Origin of the sequence: Cupriavidus necator, assembly GCF_040578825.1 — a bacterium.
In the GTDB taxonomy this organism is placed as follows: Bacteria; Pseudomonadota; Gammaproteobacteria; order Burkholderiales; family Burkholderiaceae; genus Cupriavidus; species Cupriavidus necator_E.
On record NZ_JBEFLI010000087.1, the window covers coordinates 1 to 25919 of the forward strand.

At 65.4% G+C, this 25919-nt stretch carries 21 protein-coding genes and 2 pseudogenes; 13 read left to right on the forward strand and 10 right to left on the reverse strand.

Annotation, left to right across the window (positions count from 1 at the left end; all coding sequences use genetic code 11):
• The 3 genes and pseudogenes from AB1I47_RS29385 to AB1I47_RS29395 all read left to right on the forward strand — a co-directional run.
• Positions 1–306, forward strand: a 306-nt coding sequence (locus tag AB1I47_RS29385; protein ID WP_354687209.1) for a group II intron maturase-specific domain-containing protein, incomplete at its 5' end; no start/stop codon positions are given.
• Between the two features lie 63 nt (positions 307–369).
• Positions 370–714: pseudogene (locus AB1I47_RS29390) on the forward strand (transposase); the annotation flags it as partial.
• 534 nt (positions 715–1248) lie between these two features.
• Entirely contained in the window at positions 1249–3372 is a 2124-nt protein-coding gene (locus AB1I47_RS29395) for a penicillin-binding protein 1A (protein WP_354687210.1), read from the forward strand.
• 213 nt (positions 3373–3585) lie between these two features.
• On the opposite strand, the pseudogene AB1I47_RS29400 reads toward AB1I47_RS29395, so the two are convergent.
• Positions 3586–3897, reverse strand: a pseudogene (locus tag AB1I47_RS29400) (hydroxyquinol 1,2-dioxygenase); the annotation flags it as partial.
• 411 nt (positions 3898–4308) lie between these two features.
• Between AB1I47_RS29400 and AB1I47_RS29405 the strand changes: the two are divergent.
• The 5 genes from AB1I47_RS29405 to AB1I47_RS29425 all read left to right on the forward strand — a co-directional run bounded on the left by AB1I47_RS29405 (position 4309) and on the right by AB1I47_RS29425 (position 9437).
• Positions 4309–5247 carry a LysR family transcriptional regulator gene (locus AB1I47_RS29405; protein WP_354687212.1) on the forward strand — a complete coding sequence of 313 codons (939 nt, stop codon included), beginning with the start codon at positions 4309–4311 and terminating at the stop codon, positions 5245–5247.
• A gap of 66 nt (positions 5248–5313) precedes the next feature.
• The gene (locus tag AB1I47_RS29410; RefSeq protein WP_354687213.1) at positions 5314–6282 is read left to right on the forward strand and encodes a Bug family tripartite tricarboxylate transporter substrate binding protein; all 969 of its coding nucleotides are present in this window, start codon (positions 5314–5316) and stop codon (positions 6280–6282) included.
• A gap of 59 nt (positions 6283–6341) precedes the next feature.
• Positions 6342–7577, forward strand: a complete 1236-nt coding sequence (locus tag AB1I47_RS29415) for a CaiB/BaiF CoA transferase family protein (protein WP_354687214.1) — start codon at positions 6342–6344, stop codon at positions 7575–7577.
• Complete coding sequence (locus AB1I47_RS29420) at positions 7574–8419, forward strand: enoyl-CoA hydratase/isomerase family protein (protein WP_354687215.1); 846 nt, start codon at positions 7574–7576, stop codon at positions 8417–8419. Before AB1I47_RS29415 ends, AB1I47_RS29420 begins: the two co-directional genes overlap by 4 nt.
• A gap of 220 nt (positions 8420–8639) precedes the next feature.
• Positions 8640–9437 (forward strand): transporter substrate-binding domain-containing protein, encoded by a 798-nt coding sequence (locus AB1I47_RS29425; protein ID WP_407935933.1) that lies wholly within the window; start codon positions 8640–8642, stop codon positions 9435–9437.
• 26 nt (positions 9438–9463) lie between these two features.
• On the opposite strand, the gene AB1I47_RS29430 is transcribed toward AB1I47_RS29425, so the two are convergent.
• The 9 genes from AB1I47_RS29430 to wecB all read right to left on the reverse strand — a co-directional run bounded on the left by AB1I47_RS29430 (position 9464) and on the right by wecB (position 19169).
• Complete coding sequence (locus tag AB1I47_RS29430) at positions 9464–9832, reverse strand: TetR family transcriptional regulator C-terminal domain-containing protein (protein ID WP_354687216.1); 369 nt, start codon at positions 9830–9832, stop codon at positions 9464–9466.
• Between the two features lie 62 nt (positions 9833–9894).
• Entirely contained in the window at positions 9895–10713 is an 819-nt protein-coding gene (locus tag AB1I47_RS29435) for a hypothetical protein (protein WP_354687217.1), read from the reverse strand.
• Positions 10714–10715: 2 nt separating this feature from the next.
• Positions 10716–11618, reverse strand: a complete 903-nt coding sequence (locus AB1I47_RS29440; protein WP_354687218.1) for a YaiO family outer membrane beta-barrel protein — start codon at positions 11616–11618, stop codon at positions 10716–10718.
• A gap of 168 nt (positions 11619–11786) precedes the next feature.
• Entirely contained in the window at positions 11787–12794 is a 1008-nt protein-coding gene (locus AB1I47_RS29445; protein WP_354687219.1) for a hypothetical protein, read from the reverse strand.
• 11 nt (positions 12795–12805) lie between these two features.
• Entirely contained in the window at positions 12806–13933 is a 1128-nt protein-coding gene (locus AB1I47_RS29450) for a bactofilin family protein (protein ID WP_354687220.1), read from the reverse strand.
• 2 nt (positions 13934–13935) lie between these two features.
• The gene (locus tag AB1I47_RS29455) at positions 13936–15522 is read right to left on the reverse strand and encodes a glycosyltransferase family 2 protein (protein WP_407935934.1); all 1587 of its coding nucleotides are present in this window, start codon (positions 15520–15522) and stop codon (positions 13936–13938) included.
• 86 nt (positions 15523–15608) lie between these two features.
• The gene (locus AB1I47_RS29460; protein WP_354687229.1) at positions 15609–17396 is read right to left on the reverse strand and encodes a polysaccharide deacetylase family protein; all 1788 of its coding nucleotides are present in this window, start codon (positions 17394–17396) and stop codon (positions 15609–15611) included.
• Between the two features lie 128 nt (positions 17397–17524).
• Positions 17525–17881, reverse strand: a complete 357-nt coding sequence (locus AB1I47_RS29465; RefSeq protein WP_354687221.1) for a hypothetical protein — start codon at positions 17879–17881, stop codon at positions 17525–17527.
• 103 nt (positions 17882–17984) lie between these two features.
• Positions 17985–19169 (reverse strand): non-hydrolyzing UDP-N-acetylglucosamine 2-epimerase, encoded by a 1185-nt coding sequence (wecB, locus tag AB1I47_RS29470; protein ID WP_354687222.1) that lies wholly within the window; start codon positions 19167–19169, stop codon positions 17985–17987.
• A gap of 905 nt (positions 19170–20074) precedes the next feature.
• On the opposite strand from wecB, the gene AB1I47_RS29475 reads away from it, so the two are divergent.
• The 5 genes from AB1I47_RS29475 to AB1I47_RS29495 form a co-directional block, all read left to right on the forward strand.
• Positions 20075–20221 (forward strand): hypothetical protein, encoded by a 147-nt coding sequence (locus tag AB1I47_RS29475; RefSeq protein ID WP_354687223.1) that lies wholly within the window; start codon positions 20075–20077, stop codon positions 20219–20221.
• Positions 20222–20339: 118 nt separating this feature from the next.
• On the forward strand, positions 20340–21581 hold the full coding sequence (locus AB1I47_RS29480; RefSeq protein ID WP_354687224.1) for a formylglycine-generating enzyme family protein: 1242 nt from the start codon (positions 20340–20342) through the stop codon (positions 21579–21581).
• Between the two features lie 38 nt (positions 21582–21619).
• Complete coding sequence (locus AB1I47_RS29485) at positions 21620–22717, forward strand: HAD family hydrolase (protein WP_407935936.1); 1098 nt, start codon at positions 21620–21622, stop codon at positions 22715–22717.
• 77 nt (positions 22718–22794) lie between these two features.
• Complete coding sequence (locus AB1I47_RS29490; protein ID WP_407935935.1) at positions 22795–24570, forward strand: arylsulfatase; 1776 nt, start codon at positions 22795–22797, stop codon at positions 24568–24570.
• Between the two features lie 94 nt (positions 24571–24664).
• Positions 24665–25919: fused MFS/spermidine synthase (locus AB1I47_RS29495; protein ID WP_354687226.1), on the forward strand; the 1255-nt coding region annotated here is incomplete at its 3' end.

Here is a 25919-nt window from a genome sequence, read left to right on the forward strand (position 1 = left end):
AAGCGGATGCGGCAGGCAGTGCGGGGTTGGCGACTCAATCGCCAGACCCATGTAACCCTTGCCGATGTGGCGAGACTGTACAACCCAGTGATACACGGGTGGTGGAATTACTATGGCGCGTTCTACAAGACTGCGATGCTTCGCATCTTCCAGCACATCGACTGCGCCCTTGAGCGTTGGGCCCGACGGAAGTACAAGGGTCTGCACAGGCGCAAGCGACGAAGTGCCGAATGGCTGGACAGGATGCGCCATAACAACTCGATGCTGTTCGCTCACTGGCGTGTGGTTACGCAAGCGGCTGGATAACGGGAGCCGTATGACGCGAGAGTGTCACGTACGGTTCTGCGAGAGGCTCGGGGGCGGTTCCCCGGGTCTACTTACCACTTTGGGATGAAAGCCCATGTCGGCGTGGATGCGGCCTCTGGGCTGGTGCATAGCGTGGTGGGCACTGCAGCGAACGAGTCGGACTTATCGCAGGCGCATGCCTTGCTGCATGGCCACGAGGAGCATGCGTTCGGCGACGCGGGCTACACGGGCGTGGACAAGCGCGAGGAGATGCAAAGCAAGACCGTGAAGTGGCAGGTGGCCGTCAAGCGCGGCAAAATCAAGGCGTTGCGTGACGGAGCGGTCAAGGACTTGCTGATCGCCGTCGCGCGGGCCAAGGCCCAGATTCGGGCGCGGGTCGAGCATCCGTTCCACGTCATCAAGAATCTTAGCGTTGACAATGCCGCGGACAGCACTACAAAAAAAGTTGCTCCGCAGAAGTGGATTGGCAAGGCTGGGTACTTTCTGACCGTGATTCGGTAGGCGACGATCCAATCCTTGTACAAGTCCATCAGAAACTTCATCGACATCACGGTCACCATGGCGAAATCTCCGCAAGCAGGCATGGCAAGTCGCCACCGGAGCCATGGAACAAGATGCCCTATAAGGAATCAACTGGGCAAATCCGAAAAGGGCGCTGGAAATTACCGCTTGCTGCAAACAGTGCCAAGGACGCACGCTATCTTGCCCATCTCGGGCTACGATATGCCCAGAACCTTGCCCACCCGAAACAAATGTAATCGTCTGTTAATGCCGCGTGCCACGGCATTGCTTTGAGAACGGAAGCGCGCTTCCGCTTTTGGTACGATCCCGCACTTTCCGCCCGCGCCCCTCATTGTGAATTGCCGCCATGTAACGTTGTTTCGTGAATACTGCGCACGGTGGCTCGCACGCGTCCAACCATTCCACGCCGCCGTCGGCACCATGGCCAGACGCGGTTTCAACGGCGTACTGCATCGCCTTCGCCACCCCACGCGACGCGGCATCGTATTGACGCTCGCCGCATTGCCGGCGCTGTTGCTGCTGTATGCGCTTGCGCTCGTACCATTCACGCCCGGCATTGGAGACGTACGTAAAGCCCGTGTCGATCGGCCAGCGTTGATTGTGTCGGCCGACGGCAGGCTGATCGACCAATTCAAACCGGCCAATCGCGAGTGGGTGTCGCTCGGGCAGATCTCGCCATACATGGTGGAAGCGTTGATCGCAACCGAAGACCGGCGTTTCCGTGAGCATTTCGGCGTCGACTGGATGCGTACGGCATCGGCAGCGCTGCATACCTTTTCCGGCGACCGGCAGGGCGGATCGACGATCACGCAGCAACTGGCGCGAAATCTGTATCCCGAGGAAATCGGCCGCGCCCCGACCCTCGCGCGCAAGCTCAGGGAAGCGATCACGGCGTTCAAGATCGAAGCCGTGTACAGCAAGGACCAGATCCTCGAGACGTACCTGAATACGGTGCCGTTCCTGTATAACGCCTACGGCGTGGAAATGGCCGCACGTACCTACTTTGGCAAATCGGCCCACCAGCTCGACATTCTCGAGAGCGCAACGCTCGTCGGCATGCTGAAGGCCAACAGCACTTACAACCCGGTGCTCAATCCCGATCGCGCGGTGCAGCGGCGCAACACCGTGCTCGGGCAGATGAGCAAGTATGGGAAACTCGCGCCTGATGCCTACAACTGGTTGAAGCGACAACCGCTCCACGTCAACTTCACGTTGCAGACCGCGCAACCGGGCGCCGCGCCGCATTTCTCGGCGCAGCTGCGCAAGTGGCTGATCGCGTGGGCCGATCGCAACGGCTACAACATCTATGCCGACGGGCTGGTCGTGCATACGACTCTGGATTACCGTCTGCAGGCGATGGCAGCGCAGGCGGTGGACTGGCAGGCGAACCAGTTGCAATGGATCGCGAACGAAGCATGGAACGAACGCACCGGCTGCTGGCCGGGTAACGGACTGTTCCAGGCATTCATCCGGCAAACGTCCGACTATCGCGCCGCACGCGATGCTGGGCAATCGGACCCGGCAGCAATCAGGAAGCTTGCCAGGAACCCCGCCTTTGTCCGCGCGCTTTGCCGGAGCAAGGCTCAGGTCCAGGCCGGCTTTGTCGCGATCGATCCGCGCAGCGGCGATATCAAGGCATGGGTCGGCAGTCGCAATTTCAGCGACGCACCGTTCGATCACGTGCAGCAGGCACGGCGTCAGCCGGGTTCGACCTTCAAGCCGTTCGTCTATGGCGCCGCGTTCGCGGGCGGCGCGCGGCCGAGCGATACGATCGTAGACCGGAACGTCGCCATTCCACTGACCGGGGATGCGGTCTGGCGGCCTACCGACGCGGACCCCCCCACCGGCCGGCCGATGACGCTGCGCGACGCGCTGGCGTATTCGCGCAACCGCGTCACCGCCCAGCTCATGCAAAAGGAACGCCCCGGAAAGGTCGCACGGCTCGCGCGCGCGATGGGCGTGCGCGAGAGTCCGCTCGAAGCGGTGCCGTCGCTGGCGCTCGGTACAAGCCCGGTCACGCTCAAGGAAATGGTTTCCGCGTATAGCACGATCGTGAACCGTGGCGCCTATATCGAACCGCGCATGGTCACTCGCATCGAGGATCGCGACGGCAAGGTGCTCGCCGAATTCGCGAGCGCTGCGCCGGAACAGGCACTGCCTGCCGGCGCAGCGCAAACGCTCGTCGACGTGATGCGCGACGTCGTCAGCCGGGGCACTGGCGCGGGTATCCGGACGCGCTTCGGGATTCGCGCCGACGTGGCCGGCAAAACGGGCACGACTCAGGACAACACGGATGGCTGGTTCATCCTGATGCATTCGCAACTTGTCGCGGGCGCATGGGTGGGTTTCGACGATGGACGTGTAACGCTCGGCAACCATTGGGGCCAGGGCGCACACAGCGCCTTGCCGATGGTGGGCGCGTTCTACGACATGGCGCTGCGCGCGCGGGCTATCGATCCCGATGCGCGGCTCGGCCCTGGGAGCCGGCCACCGCGCACGGCCCAGGCGCAACGGCAGCGGCAGTTCCTCTTCTGGAGGTTTTGATCTCGTCGCAGGCAGGCGCGGCATGCACCGCGTTTTTCTCATTGCCGGAATAAGCCTGGAACCGGCGAAGCGCCTCACGCGGAACGAGCGAGCCGCCAGCGCGCCGCTTCCCAACGGCACCCGGCATCACGTCAGAGCGCCGTCGAGATAGGGATCGACATTGCGCGCGGGATCGTTCGAGGGCCAGGTCCGGTCGCGGCCGGCGAGGGAGCGGGCGCCGTCGGAAAACGGGTCAACGCTGCGTGCAGGGTCCGCCGAGACACCCGCGCGGTCCAGGCCGGCCAGCGAGCGGGCGCCGTCCAGGAGCGGATCAACATTGCGTGCGCCGTCGACAAACGGGCTGCGCGATTCCTGCACCGAGCGCGCACCGTCGGTGTACGGGTCACGTGCATCGCTGACTGAGCGGGCACCATCGGTGAACGGATCGCGGGCGCCAGCGTGTGACAGGCTGGCGGCCTGCGCGCCGGCTGCAGCGGCAACCAGGGTGATGGCGAGAGCAATGCGCTTGGCGATGTTGGTCGTCATGATCGATTTCCTTTAGCGTTTGACAGGGCAGGGGTCCGGTGAGGGCTGCATCGTTGCAGTTCATCGTGGGCCCGTGGAAAGCATTAAAGGAGACCGATGTATCGCGCCTGTAGGACGCGACGGCCGGATTTGTCGGCGTGCGTATCGTTGGCGGGGCGTAATACAAAACCGTACAAAGCCCCCGTCTGGGAACACGTTTGGTAGAGGGGCCACCCAGAATCGCCGTTTTCGCGCCTCTCATGCCGAATATCCCGGCACGGTTTCGCGGGAGAATCCCGCTTGCTTGACACCGCTTCATAGGTGGAGAATGGCGCAGCCAGCGGCAGAGCATTCCAAGGCACTTCGTAACCAGGATTCCTTGCGCCCGAACGGTAGCTCGCCCCCAAACGACGCCCCTTAGCGCCGACCATCGTGACGTCTTCCGCACCCTTTCGCGCGCCGCGCCTGCATTTCGACCTGACCACCATCCAGCTCTTCATCGCCGTAGCCGACCAGGGCAGCATCACCCGCGGCGCGGAACGGCTGCATCTGGCGGCCGCGGCGGCGTCCAGGCGCATCCTCGAACTCGAATCCCAACTTGGCGTCGCCGTCTTCGAACGCCTCCCGCACGGCATGGCCCTGACCGAAGCGGGCCGCGCACTGCTGGCCCACGCCCGCGGCATCACCCATACCGTCCAGCGCATGCAGGACGATGCCGCCTCTTTCGTCGGCGGCGACCTGGGCGTGGTGCGGGTGGCGGCGCCGAAATCGGCGGTCATCCAGTTTCTTCCCTTCGACATCCTGCGCTGCAACACCACTTGCCCCGGTGTCCGCATCGACCTGCAGGAGATGAACAGCCAGGAAGTCCAGCAGTCGCTGCGCCGTGGCACCGTGGACATCGGCATCTATGAAGGCAGCCTGGGCGTGATCGACCTGCCGACCGAGCCGTATCGCGATGACCGGCTGGTCCTGGTGGTGGCGCGCGGCCATGCGCTGGCGCGGCGCAAGCAGGTCACGACCGAGGATGTGCTCGAGTGCGACCTGATCGTCCTCGGCGAAAGCTCGGCCATCTCGATCGGCCTGGAGCGTCTGGCGGAGGAAGCCGGGCGCGTGCTCCATATGCGCATGCGGGTCGGCGGCTTCGACAGCATCGCCGCCCTGGTGGCGCAGAACCTGGGCGGCGGGGTCATGCCGGAGGCGATCGCCGCCGAGGTCGCGGCCGGCAGCCGCTTCGTGCGATTGCCCATTGCCGAGCCCTGGGCAAAACGGCAATTCGTACTGTGTCACCGGCCCCATGGCGCACTTTCCTCCGCCGCGCTCAGCGTGCTGGAAGTGCTTGCGCAAAACGCGAAACCAGAATCCCCAAAATAGCGATAGCCCGCGGCGCGCGCATTGCGGAAGATGGCTCCATAACGATTAGTACTACGGAGACACGCAATGCAGCGCAGACAATTCATCCTGGCCGCGGCGGCCGGACTGGCGATGCCCGGCCTGGCGCGCGCCGCCGCTGACGTGCAAGGGCCGGTGCGCATCATCGTGGGTTTTGCCCCCGGTGGCGGCACGGACGTGCTGGCGCGCGTGATCGGGCAGAAGCTCGGGGTCATGTGGAATACCAGCGTGGTGGTGGAGAACAAGCCCGGCGCGACCGGCGCGATCGCAGCGGCCTTTGTGGCCAAGCAGCCGCCGGATGGCACCACGCTGCTGATGGCGCACGTCAACAGCCATGCGATCGCCCCGGCGCTGCTGGACGTCAAGTACGACCCGCGCGCCGACTTCACGCCGATTTCGATGGTGGGCGTCACGCCCAATATGCTGACTTGCCGTCCGGAACAGAAGGTGCGCACCGTTGCGGACATCGTGGCGCTATGCCGGCAGAAGCCGGGCAAGGTGTCCTTCGGTTCGTCCGGCATCGGCTCGGCGCAGCATCTGGCGCTGGAGCTGTTCCGGATGCAGGCCAAGATCGATGTGGTGCACGTGCCGTACAAGGGTTCGGGCCCGCTGGTGGCGGACCTGCTCGGCGGCCAGATCGACTATGCGTTCGACACGATGACCGCTGCCACGCCCTTTATCCAGCAAGGCAAGGTGATCGCGATCGCGCAGACCCGGCTCAAGCGCGCCACCAGCCACCCGAATGTGCCGACGCTGGCGGAGTCCGGCTTCCCTGGCCTGGACGCGGCATCGTGGTACGGGCTGGTAGGTCCGAAGAACATGCCGCCGGTGCTGGTGCAGCGCATGAACGCGGATGTCAACCGCGTGCTGGCCATGCCCGACGTCGCCGAGCGGCTCAAGAGCTTCGGCGCCGAGGATTCCGGCGGCTCGAACCAGCAGTTCGGCGCTTTTATCGCGTCCGAGTCCAGCAAATGGGCAAAGGTCGTGAAGGACGCCGGCGTGAAGGCGGAAAGCTGATGGCCAGGAGCCGTCGCGCCCGCGCCCGCCGTCTCATCCAAATTTCCAGGAATCAACCGATGACAGATTTCAGCGATTCCCGCACACAAGCCCCTGCGTCCAACTTGCCGCTGGCCGGCGTGCGCGTGCTCGACGTCAGCCAGGTAATGGCCGGCCCTTACGCCTGCATGCTGCTGGCCGATCTGGGCGCCGACGTGATCAAGATCGAGCCGCCCGACGGCGGCGACCAGACGCGCAGCGCCATGGGTTTCAAGATGAAGGGCCCGGACAGCATGGGCTTCCTCAACATGAACCGCAACAAGCGCAGCATCACGCTGGATCTGAAGACCGAGTCCGGCCGGCAGGTGCTCTATCGCCTGGCGGAAACGGCCGACATCCTGGTGGAGAACTACCGCCCCGGTGTGATGAAGCGCCTGGGGATCGACTACGAGACGCTCGCCCGGATCAATCCGAAGCTGGTCTACTGCAGCATCTCGGGCTTCGGCCAGAGCGGGCCGTGGGCCGGGCGGCCGGGCTTCGACCTGATGGCGCAGGCGATGTCGGGCGTGATGAGCGTTACCGGCTACCCCGGTGGCGCGCCGGTGAAGGCGGGCGTGCCGGTGGCCGATATCGGCTGCGCGCTGTTCGCGACCTACGGCATGCTGGCCGCGTACATCGGTGCCAGGGAGACGGGGAAGGGGCAGTACGTCGATGCGTCGCTGTTCGACTCGGCGCTGGCGTTCTCGGTGTGGGATACCTGCGAGTACTGGGGCACGGGCCGCGAGCCCGAGCCGTTGGGCACCGCCAACCGCATGAGTGCACCCTACCAGGCGATGAAGGCCGCCGACGGCTACTTTGTGATGGGGGCCACCAACCAGAAGCTGTGGCAGCTGCTGTGCAACACGCTCGACCGGCCCGACCTGCTTAAGGATGAGCGCTTTGCCACCGTGGCGTTGCGGCTGGCCAACCGGCAGGCACTGATCGCCACGCTGGAGGAGAGCTTCGGCAAGCAGAGCGCCGACTACTGGATCGAGCAGCTGCTCGAAGTCGGTATCCCGGCAGGCCCGATCCTGACTTACCCGCAGGCCTTTGACAGCGAGCACGGCCGGCACCGCCAGATGCGCATCGAAATCGATCATCCGATCGAGGGCAAGGTGCCCAATATCGGCTTCGCGGTGAAGATGGGCGGCACGCCGCAGCAGGTACGGCGACCGCCGCCGCTGCTTGGCCAGCATACGGAGGAAATCCTGGCCGAGCTCGGTATCTCGAAGAACGAACAGCAGTCGCTGGCGGTGGCCGGCGCATTCGGCGCATGAACCCCGTGCTGCCGCCAGCAGGCGGTCAACCAGCGGCGAGCCAGCGCGAAGGTACTCCGGCTGGCGACGGAGAAGTACGAATCACGATGCAGGGGCAGGTCGCTACGCTGACGTTCGACCGGCCCGCCGCGCGCAACGCGATGACGTGGGCCATGTATGAGCAGCTCGCTACGCACTGCCGCACGCTTGCCGCGGAAGGCAGCGCAGGCGTGCGCGTGGTGGCGCTGCGCGGCGCGGGTGGCGAGGCCTTTGTCGCGGGCACCGACATCGCGCAGTTCCAGCAATTCTCGAACGGCGATGACGGGGTCGCGTACGAAGCGCGCATCGACGAAGGCGTCCGCCTGGTCGAACAGCTACCGATGCCCACTGTGGCGGTCATCGAGGGATGGGCGGTGGGCGGTGGCCTGGCCATCGCGACTGCCTGCGACTTCCGGGTGGCGACGCCCAAGGCGCGCTTCGGCGTGCCGATCGCGCGCACGCTTGGCAATACGCTGTCGGCGCTGAATCTTGCCAAGCTGCGCGCCGCGTGGGGACTGCAGCCGGTGCGCCGCATGCTGCTGCTGGCGCAGATCCTGGATGCCGACGCTGCGCTGGCGTGCGGCTTCCTGGAGGGTGTCTATGCTGCCGAGGCGCTGGAGGGCGAGGTCGCTGCGCTATGTGAGCGGCTCGCTGCGCTCGCGCCCGTTACGCAAACGGTCGTCAAGGAAGCGTTGCGGCGCCAGACGGTGGAGGCGGTGGCCGATACGGACGACCTGGTTCGCTTGTGCTATGGCAGCAGTGACTTTCGCGAAGGGGTGGATGCGTTCGTGAACCGGCGGTCGCCGGTGTGGAAAGGGAGTTGAATGTCGGGCATGCCCGGCTTGAAGTCAGTTCCGGGAATTGGCGCACGAGGTCTCCTCTGGCGGTGTACGCTTATGCGTGGACGAGTGGCGCGGCGAGAAGCCGAGACGTCGTGCGCGTGCCAGCACGAGTCAAAGCCAGTGCGCCGCCGCTTCACCAGAATGAGCAGCACCGGTTTCATTTTTTATTCGGGGGTCAACCGTAATTGCACAGGGTAGCAATATGCGCACGATTCCACGGATTGCGGTGGTCCTTGCACTGGCCCTCGCAGGGTGCGTGGCAACCCATACGACACCCACGCCCGAGACGCGGAGCGCATTGACGCCGATGGGGAAACTCCGCGTCGGATTCATATCCGGGTCCCCGATCCATGCGATGAAGGATGTCGCGTCAGGGGAATACAAGGGTGTTGCCGTTGACCTCGGCAAGGAAATGGCGCGGCGTCTCGGCGTTCCATTCGAGCCAGTCGCCTACACCTCAGTCCCGGCGCTTATCGCCGGAGCAAAAAACGGGGAGTGGGATATCGCCACGATGGGAATCAATGCTGAGCGCGAAGCTGTTGTGGACTTCACAGCGCCATACATGGAGGTCGAGTTCAGCTACCTCGTTCCACAGGGTTCGCGCATCTCCACACTGGCGGAAGTCGACAGGCCCGGCGTCCGGATTGGCGTGGTGGAAAAGAGCTCACCGGATGCCTATCTTGCCGGCACCATACGGAGTGCCACATTGGTTCGGTCTTCTACCATTGCCGACATGGTGGAATCGTTGCAGGCCAGAAAGGTAGATATCATTTTCGGAACCAAGCCAGGCATGTACAGCCAGGCCGTGAAGCTGGCGGGTTCGCAACTGCTTGAGGGCCGGTCCGGCGGGGAGAAGACCGGGATGGCGACGCCAAAAGGACGAGACCAAAGCGCTGCCTACGCGCGCCAGTTTGTCGAGAGCGCGAAAGTCCAAGGCCTGGTCAAGGCGGCGATAGAACGCGCCGCGTTGCGCGGAGTAGTTGTCAGCCCGGGCGAATAGCGAGCGGCTCGCTGCGCTGGCGCCTGTCACGCAGGCGGTCGACAAGGAAGCGTTGCCTGCATCGCCGGGCGGCTGCGGCCGGTCTTGCCGACCACCCGCATTCCTTGAACCAGGCATAGCAGCATGCGAGCGCTGGCGGCGCGGTTCACGTGAGGCGGAATGGAGCCATCTTCCTGACCCTGCCGGATCAGGTCGGCCAGCACGGCCTCGATGCACTGCAGCGCCGAGCCGATGTGCCGGGCCACGCCGGGGTCGAAGGTCGAAAGCTCGGCCGTGCTGCACACGACGAGGCAGCCCTGCCGGCCCTGGGCACCCTGCGAGGATTCGACATAAAAGGTTAGCGCGTTGCGCAGGCGATGCAAGCCGTTGCCGTCTTCGCCGATGGTCTGGCGCATCTTCTCCATGCGTCGCGCGCGGTAGCGGTCGAACGCAGCGAGGAAGATGGCCTGTTTGTGGCCTAGGATTGGTGTCCCGCCCCCCGCTCCATCCTCTCCCAACTCATCGCCCACCCGTACAACGCGATACATCCAAACACAATGAGCGTCGGCCCGAACACAAACGACAGCAGCGGCATCATCAGCAGCGAACAACAAGCCATCAGATAAACGTGCAGCGCGAGCTGCAACGGCACCGCGACGATCACGAACAGAAGCGTGATCAGTGTCAGGAATATCTTCTTCGGCCACGAAAAGTCGAAGATGTAATAGACCAGCGCATGCCCCCATGGCAGCAGGAACAACAAGCTGGCACAGGTCTTCAGCACGTTGTCCACATACTCGCTGGCGGAGTAAGGGAAACTCTGCGGTGCCACCGCGAAGAACAGCAGAGCGGTGAACTGTATAAAGACGGCAAACAGCAGGAAATAGCGCAGCGGCAAGTATTGGTCGGGGATCCGCAAGGACAGCAGGAAGACCGCCAGCGTGGCGATCAGCGTGGTGCTCCACGTCAGCACGTCTGGCACCGCCGCGGTGATATTCAGGTAGGGGAGGTTGAAGTTAAACCATGCCACCCGCGTCAACCGTTCAATGACGATGCCGTTGATGCCCAGCTTGTCGATCCAGAACGCCAGTACCCCGGCCCACGCGAAGCTGATGCGGTCGCGCAGGATCCACTCGGCCAGGTTGAACGCAACAGGCACAAGCAGGATGCCCCCCAGCGTCGGCACGGACAGGCTCAGTCGGTCCAGCGAACGATGCCTGGCCAGGTCGAGAATGGTCAGGCCAAGAGCTTCGCTCTTGTCTCGCGTGGCAGGCGTGTGTCCGCTGGGGTGTGTCATGGCTAGAACTCCGCGAAGACCCCGACCTCTGCTTGTTTGCGCTGATAGGACGGGTTGTCGTAATACACGGCGCGCAGGTTCATGCCGTAGCGCTTGGTGAACCATTTGCGCCACGTCAGCGAGACTTCATGGCTGGTGAAGTCGCTCAGCAGCTGCTGTGCGCCGGTGAGCTGGTAGGCTTCGGTGCCGCCGTCGTACTTGACGGTGATGTACTGGTCCTTGTCGCGGCCGTAGGTGAGGGCGACCACACCGCGGTTGGAGCGGACATTGCCCGGATCGCTTCGGTTCAGCCGGCCGCCGAGCTGGATGATCCAGGGTGCGTCGAAGTAGTAGGTCAGGCCGAGCAGCAAGGTCTTGTCGGTATAGATTTCCTTGGCGCGGTAGTACGTGAAGCCGGCGCTCGCGACCAGGTTTTTCTTCGGCAGCAGCTTGCGGAACAGCATGCCGTCGACGCGGAATTCGGGCAGGAAGAAGCCGCCCGCGCTGGTCCCGGCGCTCAGGAAGCTGTACCAGTTTTCGTCGAAGGTGCGCGTATAGCCCAGCCCGAAGAACGTGCCACCGTCGCCAAAGTGGTTCTGGTGGCTGATTTCGCCGGTGACGTAGTCCTTCGGGGTCAGGTTGATGCCGCCGCGCAGGTACTGGTCGTTCCAGCTGGCATTGTTGCCGGTCAGGTTGGCGTGGCCGAGACCGCCTTCTATGAAGCCGGTGATTGCGGGCGCGGGTGTAGGGGCGATCTGGGCGGCAGTCGTGGGGCCGGTTGAGGGAGGCAACGTCCTGGGCGCATCGGCTTCGGCCTGGGCGCGGACATCGGTGGTGGCGACCAGCGCAAGCATGCCCAGCAGGCAAGGCAGGCCATGAACGCCGTGGGGTCTGGTATCCGAAAGGGTATCCGAGAGCTTCACCATGCGTATCCTGTCGATCGTGTCGATTTCGCCCGATGGAATCCATCAGGATCCGCGGGCCCGGCAGCAGCCTCTGAACCATACATGCTTCGCGGCCTCAGGTCGATGCTGGTTTCCTCGATCCCGCCGCATGTTGTACGGCTGCCGCACCCGCCCGGCGCGGCAGTGCGCTTAGCGGCAGCGCAGGCCGGCCGCAGGTGGCGCCAGCGCCTGTTCAGGAGTCAGGCGCGCCTCGAATGCCAGGTACAGCGCCTCTTCCAGGACGTTCCAGTGCTTGCCATGCCGGAACTGGATGGAACGCATGCGCCAGCAGGCGATGGCGTCCTTGTCGCCCATCTTGTCGGCCACCAGGGCCACCAGCCCCCACGGGAAATCGACTTCCGACATCTGCAGCCAGGCCATCCGGTTTTCTTTCATCCAGATGCGGTAGGCCGCGGCATGAGGCCGGCTGGCGGGCCGGATATCGGCAAGGATGGGGAAGATCTGCGCGACGGCGTCGGGATAGAACTCGAAAGTTTCGCGTGGCTGGGTGCTGACCAGGTAACCGCTGCCGGCGCGCCAGAACACGCGCAGGATGTCCTTGTCGAGCTGCTCGGCCTTGCGGCCCCAGGCCGCGGCGCCGGCGGTGTCGCCCAGGCGCCGGCGATAGTCGCTGGTGGCCTTGAAGGCGCTGGAGACTTCCACGTTGTCCATCAGCAGCGCCACCGGCAGGGTGTTGGAGATGTGATAGACGCCGGTAGCCGGATTGCGCAGGGTGTCAAGGTGCTGGCTGGCCTTGTCGAAGCTGGCCTGCCACGCAGGGGGCATCCCTTGCGGCGGCGCGGTGCGGACCAGCAGCTCCATCCAGGCTGCCATCAACGCGTCATCCGCATCGGCTATCTGGCAGGAGACAAAGCGCTGGCCTTTCATGCAGTAGCGGTCGAAGCGGCCGTCGGCGTGCTGGCGCGGCAGCAGCCAGGCGATCCAGCGGCTTGCGGCGGTGCCGGTCTTGACGCCGGCGTCCTGCGCCGCCAGCAGCGCCTTGGCGGCAAAGTAAGGATCGATCGAGTCGCCCTCGAAGTACGTGGTGATGGCACCGTCGGCGCGCTGGTAGCCGGACAGCGACAGCTCAGCCGCGTCTGCAGGCTGGTGGGCGAGGGCAGCGATCATCAGGAGCAGCGCGAGCAGTGCTTCTTTCATGGTATGGCGCCTCAAGCGGGGTGCATCAGATCGATGGCCAGATGGCCATCGGGCACGACCCGTCCTTCCTCAAGCGCGGATGCCGCGCCATAAACCACTGTGCCCGCGTGTACGCGAAGCAGCGGCGCCACCACTGTGGTGCGCCTTGCCGCGGCGCCGATCACGCTGCGCGCCCCGACATCGATCTCGCGCTCGGACGCTACCGGCCCGGCGATGGCGCATTCCCGTGCCACCGAGATCGCGCCTGCAGCGATCAGTGCGCCGTCGATGCGCACTCGCGTGCCCAGCCAGATGCTGCCGCTGGCCTTGACGCTGCCGATAATGCGCGCACCGGTGCCGATCCACAAGTCGCCATGCACGACAAGGTCGCCGCGATACAACGTGTTGGCGGGAAATGTAAGGTCGTGGGTGACGAGCCAGCGGCCGTCGGTTCCGGCGGAGTCGAGCACCGCATGGGTCCAGTTGCCCGCCTGCGGGCCCTTGCCATCCACTGTATCCATGCCATCCATGCCGTCCATGCCATCGACGACAGGCGGTGCAGCGGTGTGACGCGGCCCGAACCCGATCACCGCGGCACTGACGGACGCGAACTCGCATCCGTCTTCGAGCCGGATCGCATATAGCGCTGACAGCGGCCCCTGCAGGCGGCACTGCGGCTCGACATGGACGCTGCGCGCATGCGCCCAGCGCCGCAGTTCGCTGCCGGTGCGCATCAGGATCTCGCCTTCCGACAGTAGCGTCTGCACGCAATTCCTGCGCCCGGTGCTGATGCCGCGCCGCCCATAGATGTCGCGCGAAAACGTATAGCTGTCGGGCAGCGCCAGCGAGCCGCTGGTGACGATGGTGCGCCCGCAAACGCCCATGAATGCTTCGGCCCTGGTCGGCATGAAGGCGCCGGTCACGTAGACCACCGGGCGCAGCGCGCTGACCGGATGCGCCATCCCGCGCTGGCCGGAGCGCTCGTCCTGCCGCTCGATCATCGCGCGAAACGTCGCGGCCACGGCGGCCACGTCGAGCGTGTGTTCGCCGTCGATCGGCAACGGGCGGATATCGCGCCGGCGCCGCCATTCAAGCACCGACGGCAGCAGCGGCAGCGCGAACACAGTCAGAGTCAGGAGGGCAAGCAACAAGGGCCACATGCTCAGCTCCTCTGGCGATAACGCGTGGTCTTGTCCCACCGCAGTTCGCGGCGGAGCAGGTAGTCGAACACCACTTGGCCGAGGATCGCGCGCGACACGGCCAGCATGCTGACCAGGAAGCCGAAGTAGTTCAGCGGCAGCAGGCGGATGCGCTCGCGGCTGCCGTCCAGGTACACGGCGGCGGCGATCTCGAAGAAAGCCGCGAAGTTGCCGAGCGTGCCGTACGACATCAGCGCGAACAGGATCACGGCCTCACCGAACAGCGGCAGGCCGCCGGCATAGAACAGCAGGATGGCCAGCAGCCAGCCGAACAGCATCAGCGGCGCCATCATGTAGATGCCTAGCAGTGCCAGGCCGTCGATCTTCTCGAACAGGCCGTGATGCCGGCATATCGCCATCTTCCAGCCGTGGCGATAGAGCGCCTGGTTGTGGCCCTTGGTCCAGCGCATGATCTGCCGCACCCGCACGGGCCAGGTCTCCGGTACCTCTTCATAGCACTCGGACCAGTTCTGGTAGACCGTCTTCCAGTTGGCCAGCAGCAGCCGGTAGGTCAGGTCGGTGTCCTCGGCCAGTACATCGTCGTGCCAGCCGCCGGCGGCGCGCAACGCGCGCATCCTGACGCCGCCGACGGTGCCGCCGTACTGCGGCACCAGGTTCAGGTTCATGCGCGCCTGCTGGTCGACCTGGTAGCCGCCCGAACGCTCCAGGTCGAGCAACCGCGTCAGCAGGTTGCTGCCGAGGTTCATCGGCACCACGCGGCCCATGGTGGCGCCGACTTCAGGATCGAAGAACGGCGCCACCAGTTGCTTGAGCAGGCCCACCGGCGGCAGGTAGTCGGCATCGAACACGACGATGATGTCGCTTGCCACATTGTTGCTGGCGTCCTTCAGCGCGGCGGCCTTGCCTGGCTTGCCGCCGGTGCGGTGGAACGGCGTGATGCGTCCCGGGTAACGCGCGACGAATTCCTCGATGATGTCATGGGTGCGGTCGCAAGAGCGGTCGTTGACCGGCATGATGGTGAGCCGGTCGGCCGGGTAGTCCGCGTGCAGCAGGCACGTCAGCGAACCGGCGATCACGGCCTCTTCGTTGTGGGCCGCGACCAGCACGGTCAGGCTCGGCCAATCCGCGATATCAATATCCAGGTAGGGGTGGCGCTGTCGCCCGAACAGCCGGTTCAGCGTGAACAGGTAATGGCGCACCGCATAGAACAGCACCAGGCCGATGATCCCCATCAGCAGGACCGTCAGCGGCGGCACGATCGTCCGCACGTCCGGGTATGTCGTGTCCTTGATCGGCGGCGGTGCCTTTGGCCAGGGGCGCGGTCGCAACGCCGGTTCCGTCACGCCTTCTTCTTCCAGCGTGTCTGGCCGCACCATTGCCAGATCGATGGCCATGCGCGCGGGCTCGGCGCCGGTGCGCTTTACGCCTTCTGACAAGGGTCTGGGGTGTGCTTCAGGGGCGCCGGCGCCGATGGCGAAGGCGTCGCCGCGCCGGGAGATTTCCGAAACCATGGCCATGGCCTCGGGAACGGGCATGGTGAATACCAGCATCCCGCTCAGAGACAGGAACAGCCGATATGCCAGATGCATGCTCGAAATCTCCCTGAATATGTTCTTAGGTTGCGGGGCGCCGTGGCCGCGTTCGCAGTCGGGCGAGCGCGGCCGGCCCCAGCCTGTTACTTCTTGCCGCTGATGAATCCCAGCGAAGTGCCTCCCAGCGATGTCACGATCCAGTTGTTGGCATCCCATGTCACCAGCCCGAGCCCCTGGATCACCACCGGCTGCGTGTATGCCGTCCGGGGCAGCACCCACGCCATGTCGGTCAGGTTGCTCGGATGGCTGGCCTGGAAGCTCCAGGCATTGCCGGTATCGGTGGCACTCCAGGTGACCTGCTGGCGCCGCTGGCTGAACTGCGCCAGCGTATCCATCGTGTACCAGCTGAACTGTCCGTTTGCCTTCAGGTTGTCCGCCTTGTTAAAGATGGCGTTAAGCACCCCCGGGTATTCAATCGCGCCCGCCGGGTGCACGTAGATCAGCCGGCCGGTGCGATTCTTCGCCACGAAATCGAGGAGCTGCTTGTACCAGTCGGTGATCTTGGTGACGGGAACGTTGAACTCAGAGAACTCCTCGAAGGTCGCGTACTGCCCGAACGGCATCACCGGGAAGGCACGGATGGTCTCGTTGCTCCGCACGCCGTCGCGATAGCTGCGCGTGGGCGCCATGCCAGTATGGCCCAGGAAGTAATAACCGGTGTTGCCGTTGGCTTCGAGCCAGTTGACCGACCATTGCGGCGTATTGCCTTCGGGCGCCGCATATTCGATCGCCGCGCGTCCGGTCACGCCTTCCACGCTCTGCTTGTTCATCACCAGGTATTGCTCGAAGGTGGACTGGTTGCTCTCGCTGGCGTTGCCGCCCCAGTAGTCGTGGATCCATCCGCCATGGCTGCCGATCTTGTGCCCCTTCGATTGCAGGGACAGCATCAGGTTCTTTGCCGCGGTGTTCTGCGACAAGTTGATGCCCTGGCCGTCGCCGAAGTTAATATGGTCAGGGCCTGCAGTCACGGAAATGGAGAACGGGCTATTGTTCTTGTCGAAGGTGCCCCAGGTATTCATTTCAACCGCGGGCGCGATCTGGTCGCCGGCGCAGAAGTGCCAGTTCAGCACCAGCCCGCCGCGCGCCTTGGGCTGCGCGGAAAGCCGCGCCGTCCTGATCAGGTTGCCGCCGAAGTAGCGCAGGAATCCGTGCATCAGCATGCCGTCGGTCTGGCCCTTCAGGTAGGCGAGCGGCAGGTTGACGAACAGCACGCTGCCAGAGCCGAAGTTGCGCACCCCGGCCACCAACCCGAAGTTCGGCGACGTGATCAGCGCGGAGCCGGTATAGGTGCCCTGCGTGACGAAGCTCGGATAGATCAGGAAGCCATAGACGTAGCCCGAGACGCCTTCGATGGGCGGGGTCGTGTTCGCGTCCCACACCATCGACTTGCCCGGCGGCACCTGCAGCGTCCTGAGCGTGGTGCCCAGCGCGGTGATCGGCCCCACGCCGATCATGTTGCCGAGCAACTGGTCATAGAGCACATAGTCGACGCCGGCAAGATTGCTGAGCCGGCTCTTCTGCGGTGCGTAGAAGCCGGTGGGGGTCAGCGCGCCGAAGTCGTAGACCAGCATCAGCTTGCCGCCCTGGCTGGTGTAGGTCTCCAGCGCCGCGATCAGCGCATCGCTGGCGTTCACGTGCACCTGGTCCGGCAGGATCACGCCCGAGAACTGCACCGGGGTCGTGCCTTGCTGGAACTGGGTGTCGGTGATGACGGTCATGTTCAGGCCTTCTTCCTGGGCGCCATCGAGCCAGGCCGAGACGCGCGGATCGGGAAGCGAGAAGCCGTCCGGCACCAGCAGTGCGATCTGGTTGGTGGCGGCGTGCGAGATGGCGGGCAAAGCGAGGAGCAGCGCCAGGCATAGCTGGAGCACCAGGACGCTGCTTCGCCGCAACAGTGAATAGGATTGGTAGAACACGGTCTTCTCCCAGCGCGATGATTGCAAGGTGCGCCGCCGTGCAAGACGCCGCGGCACATCGACGTACGCGAGCATGCAAGCCCTCAGTCCGGTTCGGCGCCAGGCGCCGGCGCGAGCGTGTATGTGCCCGCCTTTACCTTGGCCCCTGCCTTGAGCTTCTTGGGCTTCTTCGCCTTCAGCTGATCCTTGAGGGCCTTCAGGGCTGCCTTGTTCTTGCCCTTCTCTTGCGCCTCGTACGCAAAGTCGATCTGGAAGCTGTGGTCATAGCCCAGCAACCCGCCTGGATCGGTCGGGCTCGCCGGCAGATAGAGCGGGGTCTCGGCCGCTACCGCGGCGGCTTCTTCGGTGAGTGCGGCATGGGCGGGCACCGCGGCAAGGGAGGCGGTAAAGAGCACCGCTGTTGCCGCTGCCACGAACCGTGTCATACGTGAGCGCTTCATTGACTTGCTCCTGCTAAGCGCGGACTTACCGGGCCTCCCGGCCCTGCGCTGATCCGCTGTTGTCCCTGATGCCGATAATTTCCTGGCGTGCTCTGCTACCTCTCTACAAGCTGACTACGCCGGCGTCCGCCGACTCATTGCCACAGGCCCCATACCCGTCAGGCCGTTCGCCTTGCAGGGCAAAGACAATGCGTTCGCTCGCGTGCCCGTCGCCGAACGGGTTGTGCGCGCGCGACATGCATGCGTACTCGTCTGGATCATTGAGCAGCAGCTCCGCGGCCGCGATCAGACGATTCGGATCCGTGCCCACCAGCCGGGCGGTGCCGGCGGCCACGGCTTCGGGCCGCTCTGTGGTTTCGCGCGTGACCAGCACCGGCTTGCCCAGCGCGGGCGCCTCTTCCTGGATGCCGCCGGAGTCGGTGACGATCAGGTAGGCGCGCGACATCAGGAACACGAAGGGCAGGTAATCCTGCGGATCGATCAGGTGGATGTCCGGATGCCCGCCCAGGATGGCCCGCACCGGCTCCTGCACATGCGGGTTGAGATGGACCGGGTAGACGATCTGCAAGTCGGCATTGCGGTCGGCGAGCATGCGCAGCGCCGTGAAGAGACGCTCGAACGGCGCACCGAAGTTCTCGCGCCGGTGTCCGGTCACCAGCACCAGCCGCCGCGATGCGTCGAGGAAGGGGTACTGCGCCATCAGTTGCTGCCGCATGCTGGCATCGGCATCAATCCGGGCCTTGACCTGCAGCAGCGCGTCGATCCCGGTGTTGCCGGTCAGGCTGATGCGTATGGGATCGACGCCCTCGCGCAGCAGCGTTTCCTGCGCTTGCTGCGTTGGCGCGAAGTGCCACGACGCCATCACGTCAGTCACGCGCCGGTTCATCTCCTCCGGCCACGGCGCGCTGAGGTTGCCGGTGCGCAGTCCCGCCTCGACATGCCCGACGGCAACGTTGCGGTAGAACGCCGCGAGCGTGGCGGCCAGCGTGGTGGTGGTGTCGCCGTGGACCAGCATCGCATCCGGCAGGAACCGATCCAGAACCGAATGTACGCCCGCCAGCACCCGCGTGGTGATGTCGGACAGGCTCTGCGACTGGCTGATGACGTTGAGGTCGAAGTCCGGAACGATCTCGAAGAGCCGCAGCACCTGGTCCAGCATCTGCCGGTGCTGGCCGGTGACGCAAACGCGCAGCTCGAAGCTGCCGGCCTCGCGGAGTCTATGAATCAGCGGTGCCATCTTGATGGCCTCTGGCCTGGTCCCGAATACGGCAAGAACGGTCTGCGGCATGTTGGTCTCTCTCGATGCAAAGGGAGTCGTGCCGGTGCTTTGGCGGGGCTCTGCCTGTCGGGTCGCCTGAGCCTGCAATTTGCGCAAGAGGGCGCCGCTTCTTCTTGTGCGTGTCGGCCAGTCCGGCAGATAAAGCCGGCGGATTGCCACGGGAAATGAAGAGAGCGATGGTTGTGCCAGCGAGTACTAACCCGTTGAATCGATGGGGATTCCTTTAACGTCAGCGTGGCCGGAAGATGTCCGTATTCCTGAGCACGGTTGCAGCGTCGTTACAGACGACGACAAGCGTGCCTGGCCATCGATTTCATCGCGTGCGCCGCCCGGCACGGCGCAGGGGCCGGTTTGGTTGCAAAGTGGCACCGCAGGCGCCATAGAGGAGGTGCGGGGACATGCATGTCGCGCCATGTCGGGGATGGCGGACAAGGGCGGAACTGCACCATGCCGGTCTTGGGCTGGGCGGCACAATGTCTGTGGGGTAAGGCTTGGTCGTCACTGACAGCGCGGCAAATGTATCAATATCGCCGTGCGCTATAGGACAAATGGTGGATGGACTCGAGGGCCCTCTCATGCACAAGCGGTAGAAACTCAGCCATTTGGCTGAGCCTGGCCGGACGGCGAGGTGTGCACTACAGCGGGTGGGATGGTTGCAAGAATGAAACGTCCCGCATATCAGTGTTAACGAAAACTAACAACATCGACAAATGTGAAGGCACGGGTTGTTCTATGCACACACGCGCGACTTAGACATTTGCCTGCGTAGGAGCGGAAGCCGCGGTGCGCTTGGCTGCGCTTACGACGCCTCGTGTTTACCCTAGCCGGAACACGCTTACCGAGCGGTTCAGGTCTACACCTCGGTGGAACAGGCGCGTACCGGCACCGAGCTGGTCGGACATACCGGCGCAACCATGAACGAAGTGGTGGCGAGCATCGGCAAGCTCGCCACGCTGATCAATATTCGGATTCGCTGCGAAGGGATGCGATGTCCGGCCACCGACCGCGACAAGCGCCGTAGCGCTGCGAACGAGATCGCCACGCATAAGCCAAAGGCTTAAATTATTCAATTCGCGCGGCAAGAAAACTAAATTCCTTTTCCATACCCATTCTGTGACGATACCCGCAGGTGCCTGATGCACCTTTTGTCATTGCGGAGGATGTCCTATGGGGAATGGCATGCGACACGGACAGGCGGCACGGGCAGCCACGACCGCCACGCCGCAAACGTTGCCCGCTTCCGCAACGGCGCCGCAGCGACGCCGCGATGCGCTGATCGCCCTGCTGGCCTGTGCCGGCATTGCCGCGGGCGCCGGCGGCAGCTGGTGGTACGCGCAATCGCGCCTTCCCGGCTCGCCCCCGGTGGTCGCGGGCGACGGCAAGCGCGGCCCGCTCGGCATGGTGCATGTCCCCGGCGGTGAGTTCCTGATGGGCAGCGACAGCAAGATGGCGCAGCCCAACGAAAAGCCGGCGCACAAGGTGCGCGTGCATGCGTTCTGGATGGACAAGCACCATGTCACCAACGCCGAATTCCGCAAGTTTGTCGATGCCACCGGCTACGTGACCACGGCCGAGCGCGTCCCCGCCTGGGAAACCCTGAAGGTCCAGCTTCCGCCCGGCACGCCGCGCCCGCCCGACAGTGCGATGGTGCCCGGCGCGATGGTGTTCGTCGGCACATCGCAGCCGGTGCCGCTGCGCGACTATTCGCGCTGGTGGCGCTACGTGCCCGGCGCCGACTGGCGCCACCCCGGCGGCCCCGGCACCTCGATCGAAGGCAAGGACGACCACCCGGTGGTGCAGGTCTCGTATGAAGACGCACAGGCCTATGCCAAGTGGGTCGGCAAGCGGCTGCCGACCGAAGCGGAGTGGGAGTTCGCCGCGCGCGGCGGGCTGGAACAGGCCACCTACGCCTGGGGCGACCAGTTCGCGCCCGGCGGCAAGCAGATGGCCAATGTCTGGCAGGGGCAGCAGGCGCAGGCATTCCCGGTGGTCAGCCCCAAGGCCGGGGGCGCCATCGGCACCAGTCCGGTCGGCACGTTCCCGCCCAATGGCTATGGCCTGGTCGACATGACCGGCAATGCCTGGCAATGGGTGGCCGACTGGTATCGCGCCGACCAGTTCCGGCGCGAGGCCGGCAAGTCCCGTCCGATCGAGGACCCGACCGGCCCGCTGGCCTCGTGGGATCCAAGCGAGGCCGGCGTGCCGGTCAACGCGCCCAAGCGCGTCACGCGCGGCGGCTCGTTCCTGTGCAACGAAGACTTCTGCCTCAGCTACCGCCCCAGTGCGCGGCGCGGGACCGATCCCTATAACAGCATGTCGCACCTCGGCTTCCGGCTGGTGATGGACGACAGCCGCTGGGCCGAGCTGCGCAAGCAGGCGCAGGTCGCCAGCGCCGGACAGCAGCAGGCTGCAGCGCACTAGTGCACCGCGCGCGACAAACAGGAGCGATCAACATGGGCATGCCCCGAAACTGCACCGCCGCCCGCTGGTGCGCCGGCAACCCGCGCCGCGCACTCGCTGCGCTGGCCACCGCGCTGGCGCTGACCAGCCTGCAACTTGGCGGCTGCACCACGCCGGCCACTGGCGAGCCGCCGCAGGCGGCCGCCACGCAACCGGCACCGGCGACCGCACAGCTATTGCCGTCGTGGCGCGACGGCGCCGCGCGCCAGGCCTTGCTCAAGTTCGTCGCCGACGTGACGCGCCCCGGATCGGCCGGCTTTGTGCCGCCGCAGGACCGCGTGGCCGTGTTCGACAACGACGGCACGCTGTGGAGCGAGCAGCCGCTGTATTTCCAGTTCTTCTTCCTGCTCGACCAGGTCCGCGCCGCCGCGCCACAGCACCCTGAATGGCGCAACAACGCCGCGTTCAAGGCGTTGATGGCCAACGACATGCAGGGCCTGATGCGCAACGAGAAACAGCTCGCCGCGCTGATCGCCAGGGCCAACAGCGGCATGACCGTCGACGAGTACGACCGCGCCATTCGCGACTGGCTGGCCACGGCGCGTCATCCCAAATTCAAGCGGCCCTTTACCGAACTGGTCTACCAACCCCAGCTCGAGCTGCTGCATTACCTGCGCGCCAACGGCTTCAAGACCTACATCGTGTCCGGCGGCACCATCGATTTCATGCGGCCGTGGACCGAGGCGGTGTATGGCATCCCGCCCGAGCAGGTGATCGGCTCCTCGCAGGCCGTGCGCTACGTGATGCGCGACGGCAAGGCCGTGCTGGTGCGCGACGCCAGGTTCGACTTTATCGATGACGGTCCCGGCAAGCCGGTCGGCATCTACCGCCATATCGGCCGTCGCCCGATCCTGGCGGTGGGCAATTCCGACGGCGACCTGCAGATGCTTGAGTACACCACTGGCGGTGCCGGCCCGCGCATGGCGGTGCTGGTCCACCACGACGATGCCGGGCGCGAGTTCGCCTACGACCGCCAGTCCCGGGTCGGCAAGCTCGACAAGGCGCTGGATGCGGCGCGCGCCCGGGGCTGGACCGTGGTCAGCATGAAGCAGGACTGGGAGCAGATCTATCCGGCGGCAGGCACCGGGGCGAAATAGCGCGGCGGACAAGGGCGCCCGGCAGGGCATTGATTCCGGGTACGGCGTTTCAGTGGTTTTGACTATCGGAGGCAGCGATGCATCGAACAAGAAACACAGTTCCGGCAAGGCGCGGCGCGCGCTTTGCCATGGCGGCCCTGGCGCTTGCCATCGCGGCGATGGCTGGCTGCAAGAAGGCCGACGAGCCGACACAGCAGGCACCCGCCGCGCAACAGCCGGCGGCCCCGGCGCCCGCGCCCTCGGCACCAGCCACGCCGGACACTGCCGCGACACCGGCACAGCCTACCGCCGATTCCCACCTGCCCGCCGCGGCGGACGCCTCGGGGCCGGTGGCGGCCGCGGGCGCCACGTCCGGCAAGAAACCAAACATCCTGGTCATCTTCGGCGACGACGTCGGCCAGACCAATATCAGCGCCTACAGCATGGGCGTGATGGGCTACCGCACGCCCAACATCGACCGCATCGCGCGCGAAGGGATGATGTTCACCGACTACTACGCGGAGAATAGCTGCACCGCGGGCCGGTCGTCGTTCATCACCGGCCAGTCACCGCTGCGCACCGGCCTGTCCAAGGTAGGCGCGCCCGGCGCGAAGGCGGGACTGCAGGCACGCGACGTCACCCTGGCCGAGGCCCTTAAGCCACTGGGCTACGCCACCGGCCAGTTCGGCAAGAACCACCTGGGCGACCGCGACGAGTACCTGCCGACCAAGCACGGCTTCGATGAGTTCTACGGCAACCTCTATCACCTCAACGCCGAGGAAGAGCCGCAGCGCCCGTACTGGCCCAAGGACAAGAACGATCCGTTCGTGAAGCACTTCTCGCCGCGCGGCGTGCTGCACAGCACCGCCGATGGCAAGATCGAGGACACCGGGCCGCTGACCACCAAGCGCATGGAGACGGTCGACGACGAGACAACCGCGGCGGCGCAGAATTTCATCACCAAGCAGGTCCAGGCCGGCAAGCCCTTCTTCGTGTGGATGAACACCACGCGCATGCACGCTTTCACCCACGTGCGGCCCTCCATGCAAGGGCAGAGCGGCATGCCGGGCAACGAGTATGCCGACGGCATGATCGAGCATGACGGCGATGTCGGCAAACTGCTCAAGACGCTGGACGACCTCAAGGTGGCGGACAGCACCATCGTCATCTACACGACCGACAACGGCCCCAACCAGTGGTCCTGGCCCGACGCGGCGACCACGCCGTTCCGCAGCGAGAAGAACACCAACTGGGAAGGGGCGTTCCGCGTGCCGGCGCTGGTACGCTGGCCGGGAAGGGTCAAGGCTGGCACGGTGACCAACGAGATGTTCTCCGGGCTCGACTGGTTCCCGACGCTGCTGGCGGCGGCGGGCGATGGCGATATCAAGGCACGCCTGCTGAAGGGCGCTTCGCTGGGCGGCAAGAACTTCAAGGTACACCTGGACGGCTATAACCAGCTGCCGCTGCTGACCGGACAGACCAGCAAGAGCGCGCGTGACGAGTTCTATTACTTCAGCGATGACGGCGACCTGGTGGCCATGCGCTTCGGCAGCTGGAAGGTGGTCTTCTGCGAGCAGACCACGCCGGGCGGCTTCGAGGTCTGGCAGGACGCGTTCAAGTGCCTGCGCATTCCCAAGGTGTTCAACCTGCGCATGGATCCGTACGAGCGCGCGGACATTGTGTCGGACCAGTACAACGACTGGCTGGCCAAGAACGCGTACCTGACCGGTATCGCGACGATGAAGGCGAGCGCGTTCCTGGAGACCTTCGTCGAGTACCCGCCGAGCCAGCATCCGGCGAGCTTCAGCATCGACCAGGTGCGCAAGCAGGTCGACAAGAAGATCGAAGAGGGGATGAAGAAGCGCAGCGAGTAGTGGTCCAAGCTGAGAGCGCCGTCCGCTTGTGACGGCAGTTGAAAACCGCCGAAGGCCCGCGTGCGCGCGGGCCTTCGCGCCAACGGTGCAGTCCATGATCGAATCGCACGCCGCCCGGCGCGGCAATGGCGGCAAGGGCAGGCATGGGGCGCGCTTCGCCGACCCCCGGCTCGCCGGCGCAGGCCTGGGGACGCAGGCCGGCACGGCCGCCCGGACCTGGCTTTGGGCTGCCGCGTTGCTGTTTGCGTCCGGCACCGCGGGGCTGGTCTACCAGGTGTTGTGGGTCCGCCAGCTATCGCTGGTAGTGGGCGTCGACGTGCATGCGGTCACTGCCTCCGTCAGCGCCTTCTTTGCGGGGTTGGCGCTGGGTGGCTGGCTGTTCGGCCGCGTCGCCGACCGTTTCGCCGACCGTCTCGCCGACCGCCGCGGCAACCCGCTGCGATTGTACGCCTGGCTGGAGCTCGGCGTGCTGGTGCTGGCGCCCGGCGCCACCGTAGCGCTGGCGCATGCCGCCGCGCCATTCGTATGGCTGGAGCAGCGTGCCGGGCTGCTGGCGTGGGCGCTGCCAATGCTGCCGGTGATGCTGCCGGCGGCGGCGATGGGCGGCACGCTGCCGGTGCTGGTGCGCGGGCTGGCGCCAGGCGGCGATCGCGTTGGCGTGCATGGCGGGCGGCTTTATGCGGCCAATACTGCTGGCGCCATTGCCGGCACGCTGCTGGCCGGCTTCATGCTGATCCCCTGGCTTGGCATCCTTGGCAGCGCGGTGGCGGCGGGCGTGCTCAATGGCGCGGCGGCGCTGGTGGCGTGGCGGCTGGCGTCGCGCACGCCGGCCACTGTCGCTGTGGCCGACGCTGCCAAGCTGGAAACGTCTGCGAACCATGCCGCGCCCGGCGACGTCGCCAACGGCCGGCTGGCGCTGGTGCTGTATGCGGTCGCCGGCGGTATCGCGCTCGGCTACGAGGTGGTGTGGACGCAGGCCATCGTGCAGTTTCTCAGCACCCGCACCTTTGCCTTTACCGTGGTGCTGGCGACCTATCTCGCGGGGCTCGCCGTCGGCAGCGCGCTGGCCGCGCGGCATGCCGGGCACGCGCGCGATCCATGGGGTGCGTTCGGATTGCTGGTGGCCGGCGCGGGACTGGTGGCACTGCTGGAGATCGTGCTGCTGGGCGAATGGCTGCTGCGCGGACAAGCGGCACTGTCGGCGTGGGTGCAGACGGTGACCTCGAGCCCGCTGGCCGGTGCGTGCGCCAGCTTCGCACTGGCGGCGCTGTGCGTGGTGTTCGTGCCCACGCTGCTGCTGGGCGCGGCGTTCCCGTTCGTGCTGCGCGTGGGCGTGGAGAGCCGACGGG

Coding starts and splice junctions, on each gene's coding strand:
- AB1I47_RS29395 (WP_354687210.1), top strand. CDS start 1,249: ATGGCCAGACGCGGTTTCAACGGCGTACTGCATCGCCTTCGCCACCCC.
- AB1I47_RS29410 (WP_354687213.1), top strand. CDS start 5,314: ATGCAGCGCAGACAATTCATCCTGGCCGCGGCGGCCGGACTGGCGATG.
- AB1I47_RS29415 (WP_354687214.1), top strand. CDS start 6,342: ATGACAGATTTCAGCGATTCCCGCACACAAGCCCCTGCGTCCAACTTG.
- AB1I47_RS29420 (WP_354687215.1), top strand. CDS start 7,574: ATGAACCCCGTGCTGCCGCCAGCAGGCGGTCAACCAGCGGCGAGCCAG.
- AB1I47_RS29425 (WP_407935933.1), top strand. CDS start 8,640: ATGCGCACGATTCCACGGATTGCGGTGGTCCTTGCACTGGCCCTCGCA.
- AB1I47_RS29430 (WP_354687216.1), bottom strand. CDS start 9,832: ATGCGCCAGACCATCGGCGAAGACGGCAACGGCTTGCATCGCCTGCGC.
- AB1I47_RS29435 (WP_354687217.1), bottom strand. CDS start 10,713: ATGACACACCCCAGCGGACACACGCCTGCCACGCGAGACAAGAGCGAA.
- AB1I47_RS29440 (WP_354687218.1), bottom strand. CDS start 11,618: ATGGTGAAGCTCTCGGATACCCTTTCGGATACCAGACCCCACGGCGTT.
- AB1I47_RS29445 (WP_354687219.1), bottom strand. CDS start 12,794: ATGAAAGAAGCACTGCTCGCGCTGCTCCTGATGATCGCTGCCCTCGCC.
- AB1I47_RS29450 (WP_354687220.1), bottom strand. CDS start 13,933: ATGTGGCCCTTGTTGCTTGCCCTCCTGACTCTGACTGTGTTCGCGCTG.
- AB1I47_RS29455 (WP_407935934.1), bottom strand. CDS start 15,522: ATGCATCTGGCATATCGGCTGTTCCTGTCTCTGAGCGGGATGCTGGTA.
- AB1I47_RS29465 (WP_354687221.1), bottom strand. CDS start 17,881: ATGAAGCGCTCACGTATGACACGGTTCGTGGCAGCGGCAACAGCGGTG.
- wecB (WP_354687222.1), bottom strand. CDS start 19,169: ATGCCGCAGACCGTTCTTGCCGTATTCGGGACCAGGCCAGAGGCCATC.
- AB1I47_RS29475 (WP_354687223.1), top strand. CDS start 20,075: ATGAACGAAGTGGTGGCGAGCATCGGCAAGCTCGCCACGCTGATCAAT.
- AB1I47_RS29480 (WP_354687224.1), top strand. CDS start 20,340: ATGCGACACGGACAGGCGGCACGGGCAGCCACGACCGCCACGCCGCAA.
- AB1I47_RS29485 (WP_407935936.1), top strand. CDS start 21,620: ATGCCCCGAAACTGCACCGCCGCCCGCTGGTGCGCCGGCAACCCGCGC.
- AB1I47_RS29490 (WP_407935935.1), top strand. CDS start 22,795: ATGCATCGAACAAGAAACACAGTTCCGGCAAGGCGCGGCGCGCGCTTT.